Origin of the sequence: Corynebacterium macginleyi (assembly GCF_003688935.1) — a bacterium.
Lineage (GTDB): Bacteria > Actinomycetota > Actinomycetes > Mycobacteriales > Mycobacteriaceae > Corynebacterium > Corynebacterium macginleyi.
In genome coordinates, this window is sequence record NZ_REGE01000009.1 from 59,824 (window position 1) to 73,905 (window position 14,082).

A 14,082-nucleotide genomic window follows, 5' to 3' on the forward strand; every position below is an offset into this window, starting at 1 on the left:
AACAGCTATCCACAGAGTTATCCACACCTGTGTAATTTCACAGTCGTAATTTGTTAATTCTGCTCACACTTTTAAATTCCACAGATGCTATCCAGCACGGACACCCTTGTGATCAGCTTTGTGGGGAGATCCGTGGAAAACTAAGACAAGCTGTGGATAAAACGATGACCTGCTTTTCTATCCACATGTCGAGACAGTTGATCACACCGCAATCACAAGAATTGGCACACCCCGGATATTCGCGCTGAACTTGTCATTTACTCGGTTGATCACAGATCCCACAGCCCTTATTACTACTACTAAATTATTTTTCTGATCTTGTAAGTAGAAAGGGGATGTGTGAAATTGTGCCGGGTCCCCAACGCACACCGCTGGCAGGGAGGGCGGAGGGAAAATTACAAGGTTCATCGGATGCGGTAAATTAGAAACCAGTTTTTGAAAAGTTAAACATTCCTACCCCGCCACAGAGGAGCTCTTCGCACCATGGATGAAGTTGTGTCATTTCGCGTTGCCAAAGATGACCTTGCCAACGCCGTAGCGTGGGTTGCCCGCAGTCTGCCTTCCAAAGTCACCCAACCAGTGCTGCGCGCAATGCTTATCACCGCTGATGACAACGGCTTAGAGTTCATCGGCTTCGATTACGAGGTCTCAACCCGGGTGCGCATAGCCGGCATGGTAGATGAGCCTGGGCAAATCGCCGTAGCCGGTAAATTGCTCTCTGACATCGTGGCTACCTTGCCCAATAAAGAAGTTGAGATTTCCCAGGTAGATTCTAAGGCGCTAGTTGCCTGCGGTTCCTCCCGTTTCGAGCTTCCTCTCATCCCGCTTGATGATTACCCGCAATTGCCGGTCCTGCCTGAGGTTACCGGCACGATCCAACCGCAACTATTCGCAGGGGCAATCCAGCAGGTAGCGGCCGCTGCCGGCAAGGATGACACCTTGCCCATGCTCACTGGCGTACACATGGATATTCATGGCAAGAATATCGAGATGACGGCAACTGATCGCTTCCGTTTGGCCATGCGCACCTTAGAGTGGGAGCCGGCGACTGAGGACGTTGAAGCTAAGCTCTTGGTTCCGGCAAAGACATTGCAAGATACCGGGCGTAGCTTGGATCCGCACTTGAATATCCCTATCGAGATCGCGGTAGGCTCCGGCAATAATATCGGCGCCGATGGCCTGTTCGGCCTGCACGCGGATAACCGCGAAACGACGACGCGCATGTTGGATGCGGATTTTCCCAACGTCCAGCCCTTGCTTCCCAAGTCGCACACGAATATTGCCTCCGTTGAGGTGGCACCGCTGCAGGAAGCCATTCGCCGCGTCTCTTTGTTGACGGACCGCAATGCGCAGATCCGTATGGAATTCGCCGATGGCCAGGTCACTTTGTCCGCCGGCGCCGATGCCGGTAATGCCACCGAAACGCTGCCGTGCGCATTCCACGGCCGCGATGAATTTCTCATTGCCTTTAACCCGGGATATTTGAAAGACGGCCTAGCAGTCATTAATACCGACCGCGTGGTGTTTGGATTCACGGAGCCTTCCCGCCCCGCTATCATGATCCCAGAGCCGGAAGAGCTGCCGGAAGTTGATGAGGATGGTAATTTCCCCACACCGCAGACGAACTTCACCTACCTGTTAATGCCGGTTCGCCTGCCAGGTTAATGTTTATAAGGGGTCTCGATGTTCGGGATTTTCGCTCATGGCCCGAATTAAAACTTGAACTAGGCCCGGGGATCACATTATTTGTGGGCCGCAATGGCTTTGGCAAGACCAATATCGTGGAAGCTGTAGGTTATACCGCCCACCTGTCTTCTCATCGCGTTTCTCATGATTCCCCGTTGGTGCGCCAGGGCGCGCAGAGTGCGCGGATTTCCCTTACTGCCGTACATCAGGGGCGTGAATTAACTACCCACCTGCTGGTAAAGCCCCATGCTGCTAACCAGGCCCAGATTAACCGCACTAGGCTGCGCAGCCCGCGCGAGCTGCTCGGCGTGGTGAAAACAGTGTTATTTTCCCCCGAGGATTTGGTCCTGGTGCGCGGTGAACCGGCGGGGCGCCGATCGTATCTCGATAGCATCATCGCCTCACGAACCCCGCGACTTGCTGGGGTTAAGGCGGATTATGACAAGGTATTAAAGCAGCGCAATGCGCTATTGAAGTCGGCATCGGCAAGCATGCGGCGCGGGTACGGCGATAGCGACGGAGCTGCGGCGCTGTCCACGCTGGATACGTGGGATGCTCAGCTGGCGCATCTTGGCGCACAAGTTATCACGGCGCGCCTTGCGCTTGTTGATGCCCTTTTGGACCACATTCCTACCGCCTATGCCGGCCTTGCGCCGGAGTCGCGTCCGGCGCGCGTGGAGTATAGATCCACCATTGATACTTCTGACCGCGAGGTGCTAGAGGCCGTCATGTTGACTACGTTGGCCCATTCCCGGCAGCGCGACATAGAGCGCGGCATCTCTTTAGTAGGCCCACACCGCGATGATCTCGTGCTCTACCTAGGGGATCAGCCGGCCAAGGGCTTTGCCAGCCACGGCGAAACCTGGTCTTATGCCATTGCCCTGCGCCTAGCTGAGTTTGAGCTCCTGCGAAAAGAGGGAGGATCAGATCCAGTCCTCATCTTGGATGATGTCTTTGCTGAGCTCGATGCCAAGCGCCGCACTCAGTTGGTTCATCTTGCCGCAACGGCAGAACAGGTGCTCATCACCGCGGCAGTGGATGAAGATTTACCGGATAACCTCGAACCTATCGTGCGCTATCGGGTGGGAGTAAAAGATACGGACCAGGGGCGAATCTCTACCCTGCATACGGAAGCAGCCACACGAGGGATTAGCGAGGAAGACGTATGAGTGAGGAAGAAGGCGCAACCGGTAAAGAGCGCACTGATCCCGTCACCCAATACTTCCGTTTGGTGCGTTCTACTTCGAAGAACCCGCCCAAGCTTACGCGCCCGGTGCCGAAGATGCCGGTGCCATCCTTAGCGGATGCCCAGCGACAAAACTATCGTGGTTACCAGGTGGGCAGGCCTAGCGGCGCCGATGGTAGGAGGCCGCGGCGAAAGATTGACGTGCCAAGCCTGGGGGCACAGATTAAAAAGGAGATTTCCCACCGTGGCTGGGAGAATGAATTAGCGCACGGCTGGGTGATGGGAAATTGGGAAAATCTGGTAGGCGAGCGTATCGCTGCCCATACGCAGCCCCAAAAAATCAAGGACAAGATCGTCTACCTTTCTTGTGATAACTCCACCTGGGCTACGCAGCTGCGCTACCTGCAGCGGGAAATCCTGCGAAAAATTGCGGACCGGTTTGGCGCTGATGTCATTGCTGAGCTGCGGATCCAAGGTCCCCGGCAGCAGCGTAATTACGAGGGGCGGCAGTGGGTGAAACCCCAAGGATCGCAAGATACCTATGGCTGATAAGTGGCTGATAAGCGCGGGTTAGCCCTGGTCTGTAAAAGATGCATAACCACGCAGCCCGCCACATAGCTACTTCTGGCGGGTGTGGGGTGTCATTCAGTAGGGGGTATGCGTGTAGAATAGCGAAAGTCTTAGAATTAGTTATAGCCAAAAGGAGAGCACGAATCCGTGGCTGAAGAACACGCATATGATGCTGGATCAATTACGATCCTGGAAGGTCTAGATGCCGTCCGCAAGCGCCCCGGTATGTACATCGGTTCTACCGGATCGCGCGGTTTGCACCACCTTATTTGGGAGATTGTTGATAACTCCGTCGATGAGGCCATGGCAGGCTTTGCGGATAAGGTCACCGTTAAGCTTTTGGAAGATGGTGGCGTCGAAGTCATCGATAATGGCCGCGGCATCCCTGTGGAAATGCACGCTTCTGGTGCACCGACCGTCCAGGTGGTCATGACACAGCTGCACGCCGGTGGTAAATTTGATTCCGAGTCCTATGCCGTTTCCGGTGGTTTGCACGGAGTCGGCATTTCCGTGGTCAATGCCTTATCTACCCGCGTGGAGGCGGAGATCAAGCGGGAGGGCAAGCATTGGTACCAAAACTTCCAGAACGCCATTCCGGATGATCTTGTGGAAGGTGGTAACGCCCGCGGCACCGGTACCAAGATTCGTTTTTGGGCAGACCCAGAGATCTTTGAAACCACCGAGTACGATTACGACACCATTGCGCGCCGTCTGCAGGAAATGGCCTTTTTGAATAAGGGCCTGACCATCGAGCTTATTGATGAACGCGTGACCCAAGAGCAGATCGAACTTGAGGAAATCGCGGAAGCGGAATCCGGCGAATCACGCGGTGATGAAACGTCTTTTGATGATGTCCCCGATGCCGGCGATACCTTTAGCGAGGAAGATGACTCTACTAATGCCATCACGGCCGATAAGAAACGCCGCAAAAAGATCACCTTCCACTACCCGGACGGTCTGACTGACTACGTAAAATTTCTTAATAAGTCCAAGAGCACAATTCACCCCACCATCGTGTCCTTTGAAGCAAAGGGTGAGGAACACGAAGTTGAGGTAGCGTTGCAGTGGAGCCAGGGCTACAAGCAGTCCGTGCATACCTTTGCTAATACCATCAATACCCACGAAGGTGGCACGCACGAAGAAGGCTTTCGCGCGGCTTTGACCTCCTTGATGAACCGCTATGCCAGGGAGCATAAGCTTATCAAGGACAAGGACGGCAACCTGTCTGGCGATGACTGCCGCGAGGGCTTGGCCGCCGTCATTTCGGTCAAGGTGGGCGATCCGCAGTTTGAGGGCCAAACCAAGACTAAGCTGGGCAACTCGGAGATAAAGGGCTTTGTGCAGCGCTCGGTTAACGAGTACGTCAATGACTGGTTTGATGCCAACCCGGCAGAGGCAAAGGCCATCATCAATAAGGCGGTATCCTCAGCGCACGCCCGCATGGCAGCACGCAAGGCGCGCGAGATGGTGCGTCGCAAGTCCGCTACCGATCTGGGCGGGTTGCCTGGCAAACTCGCGGATTGTCGCTCCAAGGATCCCAAGATTTCGGAGCTTTATATCGTGGAGGGTGACTCCGCAGGCGGTTCCGCCAAGGCTGGCCGTGATTCCATGTTCCAGGCCATCTTGCCCTTGCGTGGCAAAATCCTAAACGTGGAAAAGGCCCGCATGGATAAGGTCTTAAAAAACGCCGAGGTCCAGGCCATCATCACCGCACTGGGTACCGGAATCCACGAGGAATTCGATATCAAGAAACTGCGGTACGACAAGATCGTGCTGATGGCTGATGCCGATGTCGATGGTCAGCACATCGCCACGCTGTTGTTGACCTTGCTTTTCCGCTTTATGCCACAGCTGGTAGAGGATGGCCACGTGTATCTGGCTAACCCGCCGCTCTACAAGCTGAAGTGGTCAAAGGGCACGCCGGGCTATGCCTTCTCTGATGATGAGCGCGATAAGCTGCTGGCGGAAGGCCTGGAGCAAAACCGCAAAATTAACAAGGATGACGGTATCCAGCGTTACAAGGGTTTGGGCGAGATGAACGCCTCCGAGCTCTGGGAGACCACCTTGGATCCTGCAACGCGCCTCCTGCGCCGGGTGGATCTGGAAGATGCGCAGCGCGCCGATGAGCTGTTTTCCATTCTCATGGGCGATGATGTGGCCGCCCGCCGCTCCTTTATCACCCGCCGTGCGAAGGATGTCCGCTTCCTGGATATCTAAACCGTTGGCCTAGTCCCCTGCGTACAGGGGCTGGGGAAAAGTCAGAGCCCACCGTAGATAGTTCAACGGTGGGCTCAAACTATGGGGAGAGGTATTAGCTGCGGGAAGTGCGCTGATCTGCAAACCCAAAGCTCAAGGACACCAGGCAAACGGCGATGATGACACCGAAACCGGTCATGATGGATACGGGCCAATCTCCGGAGGTGCTTTGGAGCATGGCAAAGAAAATGGCGGTAATGACAGCCAGGCCGATGGCGGTGCCGATGCGCTGGCCGGTTTGCAGGACTGCGCCGGAGGAACCGGCGTAGTTGTCTGGGACCTGTGCCAAGGTCAGGGTTTGGTTTGGGGAGACCACGGCACCCTGGCCCAGCCCGATAAATGCCAAGGAAAGGATGAGCCACCATTCGCTCATTCCCCAATGGGTGGTGCCCCAAATAAAGACGACCGTGGTGAAGAGGCCGAAGATAGTGGTCAGCATGCCGATGATGACCACTATGCGTCCATACCGCGAGATCTTGCGGCCAGCGATGGTGGCGGTAATGGAGTTGAGGAGTGCGGAAGGGATGCCCACCGAGCCGGCCGCTAGGGCGGAGTAACCCAGGCCATTTTGGAAGTACAACGCAACGAGCACCCAGATGCTGGTCATACCCATAAACCACAACGTGGCGATGATGGTGCCGTTGCGGAAGCTCGAGGTGGCAAAGATTGTGAGATCCACCATTGGCGGGTGGCCGGTGGACTTGTGGTGGCGCTCCCACAGCACCCACACGCCAATAAGCACGGCACCCGCGAGAAGCAGCCACCACACGGCAGGGGAGCCGGTGGAGTCCATGAAGGGGAAGAGGATGCACCATACCGCAGCGCCGAGAATGAGTGCGCCGATGGGATCCAGGGTGGACAGCGCCTTGAAGATGCCCAGCTTATTGCCCGCGGCATCGCGGACGCGGGAAAATAGCGGGCGTGGAAACCACATGAGGCCTAAGATGATGGCCAGCAGGCCGATAGGGGCATTGACCAGCATAGTCAGCCGCCATCCATGGTCAGGTCCGCCGATCTTAATGAGGAAGCCTCCCAATACCGGCCCGATAGCCACGGCGATTCCCACGGTGGCTCCAAAGTATCCAAAGGCGCGGCCACGCTCTTCCCCGCGGAAGTATTGCTGGACCATTCCCACGCCCTGAGGGTTCAGCAATCCGGCGCCAACACCCTGCACAAAGCGCGCGATGTTCAGAGAATGCGTATTCGGCGCGAAACCTGCCACGGTGGCGCTGATGGTGTAGACGGCGATGCCGAGGAGAAAGATGCCTCCGCGCCCCACGAGATCGCCGGCGCGCCCAGCGGCGACGAGGACCACGCCGAAGGTAAGCGCATAACCAGATAGGACCCATTGCACATCCGAATCTGTGGCACCAAGCCCAGACTGGATCGACGGCAGCGCCACGTTCACGATGGACACGCTAATGAGTGACATAAACACCGTGACCAGCACAATAATAAGAACCCGCCAGCGGGCGGGGTCTTGGCCGGCGGGGTAGTCGGTACAGTTTGCTTCTGATGCCGACGATTTATGATGCGGGGAATAAGTCACTTCCACACTTATACTCCGCAGCCCAGACAACCTTCAACCGCAGGAAAACTGGTGGAAACTATTTATTTACATGTGCTTTTGTACTATGCGGCCGAATGCAGGAACTTCCGGGCTTAAGATTTTGGTGGCCTTGCCGCGCAGGGAATTATAGGGTTTGCGCAGTGCGGCGGAGTTCACCTTTTCCACGTGCTTATCTGCGATTTTCATGATCTCATCGCTGACCTTATCCTGGTGCGGTTTAAGGAAAGCACCGAAATCGTCCTCGCCGCTATCTGCAAAGTCTTGCCACCGCGGATCGAGGGCATCGAGAACATCCGGGATAATCTGCTCTAGCCCTTTGGGGACCACGTTAGCGTCGGCTTTTTTGGCGGCGGCCAATCCGCCTTTAATGGCCATGCCGGAAATGCCGGATTGAACAGAGGCTACTTTTTCAACGAGATCCGCGCATTCAGCAATGAACTCGGTGCGGGTGGATCCGGACATCAAGGTAGAAAGATGAACCATAGGTCACTACTCTACGCTAGTTTCGTGGTCATATAGACGTGCGCACAGTACTGTGCAAAAGTGTGATTTCCAGCATTTAATGCTGGCACTTTTTCTAAAACCTCCGCCATAGCTTGAGCTGCCTGCTGTTCATCGCCGTGAATGACTATGCCTTCCAGTCGCGCAGTGCTGGCAGCCGCAGCGGCCACCAAGGCCGAATAGTTGATGATGCGGAGCCTAAAGCGGGCACAAAATTCTCGGGCCAATATATACAGCTGTTCGCTGCTCATTACTGTGCTTTCCTTGTCCTGCGGATTTCGGCCTCCAGCTCTGCGCGGCCGGGGAGAAGTTTGCGGGCGGTGGATTGCACGTGGGCATCAGCAAGCGTGCGCGAGGCCGCCGTCACGATAGCACGCACCACCGCCTCGTGCTTCGAGGTCCCTTGCGCGGAGGCCAAGAGGGTGAGGGCGTGATCTTGTTCTGCGGTTAGCCGTAACGTCATAGCCATATCACTGTGATACCACAGTGATACCACCGATATGGCAAATAAAGCCGCTAAGAGCCGGAGAAGGTAGAATTTGGCCTCATGAGTGATAATAACGATGATCTTTTTGATCGGATATTTCCCATTGACATTAATGAGGAGATGGAATCGAGTTATATCGACTACGCCATGTCCGTCATTGTGGGCCGCGCGTTGCCTGAGGTGCGCGATGGCCTGAAGCCGGTGCACCGTCGCATTCTCTACGCCATGTTCGATTCGGGCTACCGCCCCGAGCGTGGCTACGTGAAGTCCGCCCGTCCGGTTTCTGACACCATGGGCCAATTCCACCCACATGGTGACTCGGCTATCTATGACACCTTGGTGCGATTGGCGCAGTCCTGGAACATGCGCTACCCGCTTGTTGATGGCCAGGGTAACTTCGGTTCCCGCGGTAATGACGGCCCTGCCGCGATGCGTTATACCGAGTGCAAGCTAACCCCGTTGGCCATGGAAATGGTTCGCGATATCCGCGAAAATACCGTGGATTTCTCGCCTAACTACGATGGTAAGACCAGTGAGCCGGATGTCCTGCCGTCTCGCGTGCCCAACCTTTTGATGAATGGCTCCGGCGGCATTGCCGTGGGCATGGCCACCAATATCCCGCCACATAACCTGAATGAGCTGGCCTCGGCCATCTACTGGCTCTTGGAAAACCCAGACGCGGACGAGGATGCCGCACTCGCAGCCTGCATGGAACGCGTGAAGGGTCCGGATTTCCCCACTGCGGGCCTTATCGTGGGCGATCAGGGTATCAAAGATGCATATACCACCGGCCGCGGCTCCATCCGCATGCGCGGTGTGACCTCCATTGAGGAATCCGGCTCCCGACAGACCATCGTGATTACGGAGCTGCCGTTCCAGGTTAACCCCGATAACCTTATTTCTAATATCGCGGAGTCCGTAGCTAACGGCAAGATCGCCGGTATCTCCAAGATTGAAGATGAGTCCTCTGACCGCGTGGGTATGCGCATTGTTGTGACCCTAAAGCGCGATGCCGTCGCCCGCGTGGTGCTCAATAACCTGTATAAGCACTCCCAGTTGCAGACCTCTTTCGGCGCCAACATGCTTTCCATTGTTGATGGCGTGCCGCGCACCCTGCGTTTAGATCAGATGCTGAACAATTATGTTGCGCACCAGATCGAGGTCATCGTTCGCCGCACCCAGTATCGCCTGGATGAGGCCGAAAAGCGCGCGCATATCTTGCGTGGCTTGGTCAAGGCGCTGGATATGCTAGATGAGGTCATCGCCCTGATCCGCCGGTCTCCTACCGTTGATGAGGCGCGCGAAGGCTTGAAGGAGCTTCTCGATGTCGATGACATCCAGGCCGATGCTATCTTGGCGATGCAGCTGCGCCGCCTGGCTGCCCTAGAACGCCAAAAGATTGTTGATGAATTGGCAGAAATCGAAGAAGAAATCGCCGACCTTAAGCATATCCTCTCCCACGAGGAACGCCAGCGCCAGATCGTCCACGATGAGCTGGAGGCGATCGTCGACAAGTATGGCGACGAGCGCCGCACCAAGATTCTGCCTGCCTCCGGCGAGGTCACGGATGAAGATCTCATTGCCCAAGAAAACGTCGTGGTTACTATTACCGCCACGGGTTATGCCAAGCGCACCAAGGTTGATACCTACAAGTCACAAAAGCGCGGAGGCAAGGGCGTGCGCGGTGCAGAGTTGAAGCAAGATGACATTGTTAAAAACTTCTTCGTCTGCTCCACGCACGACTGGATCCTGTTCTTTACTAACTTTGGCCGCGTGTATCGCCTGAAGGCCTACGAGCTGCCAGAGAGCGGCCGGGCTGCCCGTGGCCAGCACGTGGCCAACCTGCTGGAATTTCAGCCAGAAGAAAAGATTGCCCAGGTCATTCAGATCCAGTCCTACGAGGATGCGCCGTACCTGGTGCTGGCCACCCAGCAAGGCCGCGTGAAGAAGTCGCGCTTGACTGATTACGAGTCCGCTCGTTCTGCGGGCCTCATCGCCATCAACCTTAACGAGGGCGATGCACTCATCGGTGCCCAGCTCGCTTGTGAGGGCGATGACATCCTGCTGACCTCAGAGCAGGGCCAAGCTATCCGCTTTACGGCCGATGACGACCAGCTGCGCCCCATGGGCCGCGCCACTGCCGGCGTCAAGGGGATGCGTTTCCGCGGCGATGACCAGCTGCTGGCGATGTCTGTCGTCCACGACGGCGAATTCCTCCTCGTTGCTACCTCGGGGGGCTACGGCAAGCGCACCGCCATTGAGGAATACACTCCGCAGGGCCGCGGTGGCTTGGGCGTGATGACCTTCAAGTACACCCCGAAGCGCGGCAAGCTTATTGGCGCCATTTCCGTTGACAAAGACGACGAAATCTTCGCCATTACCTCCGCCGGTGGGGTTATTCGCACCGAAGTAAACCAGATTCGTCCTTCTTCCCGCGCTACGATGGGCGTGCGCTTGGTTGACCTTGCCGATAATGTCCAATTGCTTGCCATTGACCGCAATGTTGAAGAAGATGGTGAGGAAGACGCGCAGGCTGTGGCCAAGGGCGAAAAAACTGTCGATGAGGTCCAGCAAGAGCAGCACAAGGCTAGCGATGCCTCCAAGGACGAGGAGTAGGACGTGGAACGACGAGACGTATCCATCCATCATATTTCGCCCACCTCGGCGTTTCGCGTTGGTTTCGCCCTGTCACTCGTCGGACTCATCGCGTGGTTGTTGGCTGTGTGCCTGTTGTACATTGGTATGCACCAGGTGGGCATATGGGAGTCCTTCAATAGCCTCGTTGGTGGCATCGGCGGTGGCTTTGAGGTTACTTTTCCCGTAGTGATCGCAGCTAGCGCAGTCATTGGCGTTATTTTCGCCGTTCTGTTCACCTTGCTTGCACCGTTGATGGCCGTAATCTATAACGCCATCGTGGATGTCGTCGGCGGGCTAAAGGTTAGTTTGAATGACATCTAGACCACTGTGAGTAGGAGAAAATGCCGGCAGCAAACAGTGTCGGCATTTTCTGGTCTTCAGCGCTATATGGTGTACTTATTAGGTCTACGAAAAACGTCTTTGAAAACCACATTGAGCTGCTGATTTGTGTTCTTTCAGGGATAGTATGTAAAGTTACTTTTCGTTCCGCTAAAGGGCCTATAGCTCAGTCGGTTAGAGCGCATCGCTGATAACGATGAGGTCGCTGGTTCGATTCCAGCTAGGCCCACCACGGAACAATGGGGCATTAGCTCAATTGGTAGAGCATCTGCTTTGCAAGCAGAAGGTCAGGAGTTCGATTCTCCTATGCTCCACAGCATCAGTCCGGTTTCCTTAGGGAGCCGGATTTTGTATATGTGGGATATGGCTTAAGCGGGTTAAGTAGGGTTAAGTAGCAAAATGTGTGTCTGGTGGGCGTGTCGTCGGTTGGGCGCCTTTTGTCGTTTCATGGGTCCTTTTCTGAGTCCTATGGAGTGTGAGTATTCGGTTGGGATAGCGTTGTCGTAGAAGGCTGGTCGGCCTGTTACCGGGTCGGCTGTGGGTCAAAACGTTGTGGTTGATGATCTGCAACATTAAAGACAAACGAGCTATCAAGCGGGCGAAACAAGGCAAACGAGCCTCGGCTACAGCCAGCAGGCTCGTTTAAGGAGCGCGCGTATCCGGCTGGAACCAAGCCATCAGCCACATGGCCGTGGCCGTTCCTGACCGCTTCGACAAATACCTATAATTCAATCCTGTACACAAACAATTCGATACGCTCATCCACAACCTCATTTGGGCATCATTGAATTGGACCCAGCGCGCTTGAAACCGACCGGCCACTAGGTGGATCAGACCAATTCTGGATAACGGGTATGGGACTCCGGCTACTTGGGGTTATTTTAGAAATTAAGTCCAGTTGCTAAAATTATCCTCATGACCGAGCGGGACGACTTTTGGCTGGAAGAGGATGAACTAGCAGCATTCATGTCCTTGATGAGCGTGAATGTCCGGCTCACCAATATTCTGGACGCGCAGTTACGCGATGATGCCAAGCTAAGTTTTTTCGAATATACGGTGCTCTCACGGTTATCAGAGGCAGAGAACCATGAGATGCGCATGCGGGATCTTGCGATAACCGCAAATGGTTCCCTGTCCCGCTTGAGCCAAGTTGTCACCCGCCTGGAGCGACAAGGGTGGGTCGTTCGGCGTCCTTGCCCGAATGATGGGCGGACGACGATGGCGCACCTTACGGACAGCGGCTGGGACAAGGTAGTAGAAACCGCCCCGGGCCACGCTAAACAAGCCCGTCGGTCCGTTATCGATAACCTGACTCGTGCTCAGATCCAGCAGATGACCCAAATTAATGAGCGCATCATTAAAGCAATCGAAGCCGATGAGCGCTACGGTGGCCGTTATTAATTACTTTTTGGGATAGCCCCGGCGGCCAGAGACAGTCTTATCGAAGGGAATCCAAAACCGCAGGGCCGCTTCCTGGTTCTTGGAAATGCCAATGCGGGGGCCGCGCACCCATTCTGGTTCAAAGTCGCGGTTCGACAGCTGCACTGGCAGGTGGTTATCTGCCAGCGTTGCTCCCAGAGCTTTTCCGAGGTTCCCGGGTCCGCGGGCGAGGTTGTAAAAATCGCTGGTGCCGCGACGCGCGAAGGCGGTATCGATCCCGGATAGCACCTCACCGCCGCGTAGTAGGCACCCTTGGCCCACGCCTTCGGGTGCGCACACGATATTGATATTGCGGTGGATGCCGTAGGAGGCATATACATAAAGCCGACCGGGCGGGCCGAACATGGCGGCATTACGCGGGGTTTTTCCGCGGAAGGTGTGAGCGGCGGCATCGTCTGTACCCAAGTAAGCCTCGACTTCCGTGAGGCGAATGCTCACCCCAGAGTGCGTGATGATGCAGCCGAGGAGTTGCGGGGCTACAACATCAGCACTGTGGGAAAAATCAATCATTAACGGGAGTAGTAGCGCATTCCATCTTCCGGGGTGGGCAGCAACTCATCAAGACTGACCGGCTCTAGGCCTTTGGCCCGCAGGCCATCGATAATGCACTCGGCGGCGTTTACGGTGGTCGGGTGAATATCGTGCATCAAGACAATAGAGCCTGGGTTAGCATCCTGGACGGCGGCATTGCAGACGTGCTGCGAGTCGCGGATCTTCCAATCCAAGGTATCCACGTTCCATAGTGCTTGCGACAGGCCCTTATCCCTGACTACCTGGTCAACCGTCTCGTTGGTGGCACCGTAGGGCGGGCGCAGCCATTGCGGATTCTGCCCGGTGGCATTGCGGATTGCTGCATTGCCAGCGTCGATTTCCTGGGCAATATCGCCGTAAGCTAATTGGTTGAGCTGGCGATGGGTCTTGGTGTGATTACCAATGGTGTGACCTTCTGCCTGCATACGCTGGAGCGCTTGGGGGTACTGGTAGGCAAGATCTGCTAGCACCATAAAGCTGGCGTGGGCGTTTTTAGCCTTGAAGGTGTCCAAGAGCTGGTTGGTATAAGGGCTGGGGCCATCGTCAAAGGTAAGGGCCACACAATTTGAGCAATCGAGGACGTTGGCCTGGGGCTGCGGGGCTGGTTGTGGTGCGGGTGCAGCTTCATTCTGCGGTTCGTCTCCTGGCACCATCGTGGTGACAAGTTCCTGTGCTTGGGCACGGGTGCTATCGATGCGCCGTTGAATGTCGGTCTGAATCTCAGAAACTGCGGATTCGATATTAGGTTCTGAGGACCTGGCTGCTTTCGGGGTGCCTTCAAAGAATTGCGCATTGGCGCAGGCAGGAAGGGCAGCGGTGGCGAGCACGGCGAGCGCGGAGGTAAGGAGACGACGCATACTTTTCCTAGGTACGAGGACA

General features: G+C 55.8%; 13 protein-coding genes, 2 tRNA genes and 1 pseudogene. 10 read left to right on the forward strand and 6 right to left on the reverse strand.

Annotation, left to right across the window (positions count from 1 at the left end; translation table 11 throughout):
• The first annotated feature begins 483 nt into the window (after positions 1-483).
• The 4 genes from dnaN to gyrB all read left to right on the forward strand — a co-directional run bounded on the left by dnaN (position 484) and on the right by gyrB (position 5,659).
• Positions 484-1,665 carry a DNA polymerase III subunit beta gene (dnaN, locus tag D9V82_RS07470; RefSeq protein WP_121911787.1) on the forward strand — a complete coding sequence of 394 codons (1,182 nt, stop codon included), beginning with the start codon at positions 484-486 and terminating at the stop codon, positions 1,663-1,665.
• Entirely contained in the window at positions 1,665-2,855 is a 1,191-nt protein-coding gene (recF, locus tag D9V82_RS07475; RefSeq protein WP_121911788.1) for a DNA replication/repair protein RecF, read from the forward strand. The genes dnaN and recF overlap by 1 nt, the downstream gene beginning before the upstream one ends.
• Positions 2,852-3,421 carry a DciA family protein gene (locus D9V82_RS07480; protein ID WP_121911789.1) on the forward strand — a complete coding sequence of 190 codons (570 nt, stop codon included), beginning with the start codon at positions 2,852-2,854 and terminating at the stop codon, positions 3,419-3,421. The genes recF and D9V82_RS07480 overlap by 4 nt, the downstream gene beginning before the upstream one ends.
• Before the next feature lie 168 nt (positions 3,422-3,589).
• Positions 3,590-5,659: a DNA topoisomerase (ATP-hydrolyzing) subunit B gene (gene gyrB, locus D9V82_RS07485; protein ID WP_121911790.1), complete on the forward strand. Its 2,070-nt coding sequence runs from the start codon at positions 3,590-3,592 to the stop codon at positions 5,657-5,659.
• A 94-nt stretch (positions 5,660-5,753) separates the two neighbouring features.
• Here the strand turns inward: gyrB and D9V82_RS07490 are convergent, their stop codons facing one another.
• From D9V82_RS07490 to D9V82_RS07505, 4 genes are read right to left on the reverse strand one after another with little or no spacing between them, the layout of a single operon-like run.
• Positions 5,754-7,253 (reverse strand): MFS transporter, encoded by a 1,500-nt coding sequence (locus D9V82_RS07490; protein ID WP_121911791.1) that lies wholly within the window; start codon positions 7,251-7,253, stop codon positions 5,754-5,756.
• Positions 7,254-7,313: 60 nt separating this feature from the next.
• A complete protein-coding gene (locus D9V82_RS07495) occupies positions 7,314-7,751 on the reverse strand; it encodes a DUF6918 family protein (RefSeq protein ID WP_121911792.1) in 438 nt (145 codons plus the stop codon).
• Positions 7,752-7,762: 11 nt separating this feature from the next.
• Positions 7,763-8,020 (reverse strand): cell filamentation protein Fic, encoded by a 258-nt coding sequence (locus D9V82_RS07500; protein ID WP_121911793.1) that lies wholly within the window; start codon positions 8,018-8,020, stop codon positions 7,763-7,765.
• Positions 8,020-8,238, reverse strand: coding sequence for a CopG family transcriptional regulator (locus tag D9V82_RS07505; protein WP_121911794.1), 219 nt, complete (start codon positions 8,236-8,238; stop codon positions 8,020-8,022). Before D9V82_RS07505 ends, D9V82_RS07500 begins: the two co-directional genes overlap by 1 nt.
• A gap of 78 nt (positions 8,239-8,316) precedes the next feature.
• Between D9V82_RS07505 and gyrA the strand changes: the two genes are divergently transcribed.
• The 6 genes and pseudogenes from gyrA (at position 8,317) to D9V82_RS07535 (ending at position 12,633) form a co-directional block, all read left to right on the forward strand.
• Positions 8,317-10,872, forward strand: coding sequence for a DNA gyrase subunit A (gene gyrA, locus D9V82_RS07510; protein WP_121911795.1), 2,556 nt, complete (start codon positions 8,317-8,319; stop codon positions 10,870-10,872).
• 3 nt (positions 10,873-10,875) lie between these two features.
• The gene (locus D9V82_RS07515; RefSeq protein WP_121911796.1) at positions 10,876-11,214 is read left to right on the forward strand and encodes a DUF3566 domain-containing protein; all 339 of its coding nucleotides are present in this window, start codon (positions 10,876-10,878) and stop codon (positions 11,212-11,214) included.
• A gap of 173 nt (positions 11,215-11,387) precedes the next feature.
• Positions 11,388-11,464, forward strand: a tRNA-Ile gene (locus tag D9V82_RS07520).
• Between the two features lie 9 nt (positions 11,465-11,473).
• Positions 11,474-11,546 (forward strand) — tRNA-Ala (locus tag D9V82_RS07525).
• 227 nt (positions 11,547-11,773) lie between these two features.
• Positions 11,774-11,959: pseudogene (locus D9V82_RS12645) on the forward strand (IS256 family transposase); the annotation flags it as partial.
• A 188-nt stretch (positions 11,960-12,147) separates the two neighbouring features.
• Positions 12,148-12,633, forward strand: a complete 486-nt coding sequence (locus tag D9V82_RS07535; protein ID WP_121911797.1) for a MarR family winged helix-turn-helix transcriptional regulator — start codon at positions 12,148-12,150, stop codon at positions 12,631-12,633.
• Here the strand turns inward: D9V82_RS07535 and D9V82_RS07540 are convergent, their stop codons facing one another.
• Complete coding sequence (locus D9V82_RS07540; RefSeq protein WP_121911798.1) at positions 12,634-13,182, reverse strand: DNA-3-methyladenine glycosylase; 549 nt, start codon at positions 13,180-13,182, stop codon at positions 12,634-12,636. It abuts the gene before it with no gap.
• Entirely contained in the window at positions 13,182-14,060 is an 879-nt protein-coding gene (locus D9V82_RS07545) for a polysaccharide deacetylase family protein (protein ID WP_121911799.1), read from the reverse strand. The genes D9V82_RS07540 and D9V82_RS07545 overlap by 1 nt, the downstream gene beginning before the upstream one ends.
• Positions 14,061-14,082 lie beyond the last annotated feature (22 nt).

Coding starts and splice junctions, on each gene's coding strand:
- dnaN (WP_121911787.1), top strand. CDS start 484: ATGGATGAAGTTGTGTCATTTCGCGTTGCCAAAGATGACCTTGCCAAC.
- recF (WP_121911788.1), top strand. CDS start 1,665: ATGTTTATAAGGGGTCTCGATGTTCGGGATTTTCGCTCATGGCCCGAA.
- D9V82_RS07480 (WP_121911789.1), top strand. CDS start 2,852: ATGAGTGAGGAAGAAGGCGCAACCGGTAAAGAGCGCACTGATCCCGTC.
- D9V82_RS07495 (WP_121911792.1), bottom strand. CDS start 7,751: ATGGTTCATCTTTCTACCTTGATGTCCGGATCCACCCGCACCGAGTTC.
- D9V82_RS07500 (WP_121911793.1), bottom strand. CDS start 8,020: ATGAGCAGCGAACAGCTGTATATATTGGCCCGAGAATTTTGTGCCCGC.
- D9V82_RS07505 (WP_121911794.1), bottom strand. CDS start 8,238: ATGGCTATGACGTTACGGCTAACCGCAGAACAAGATCACGCCCTCACC.
- gyrA (WP_121911795.1), top strand. CDS start 8,317: ATGAGTGATAATAACGATGATCTTTTTGATCGGATATTTCCCATTGAC.
- D9V82_RS07535 (WP_121911797.1), top strand. CDS start 12,148: ATGACCGAGCGGGACGACTTTTGGCTGGAAGAGGATGAACTAGCAGCA.
- D9V82_RS07540 (WP_121911798.1), bottom strand. CDS start 13,182: ATGATTGATTTTTCCCACAGTGCTGATGTTGTAGCCCCGCAACTCCTC.
- D9V82_RS07545 (WP_121911799.1), bottom strand. CDS start 14,060: ATGCGTCGTCTCCTTACCTCCGCGCTCGCCGTGCTCGCCACCGCTGCC.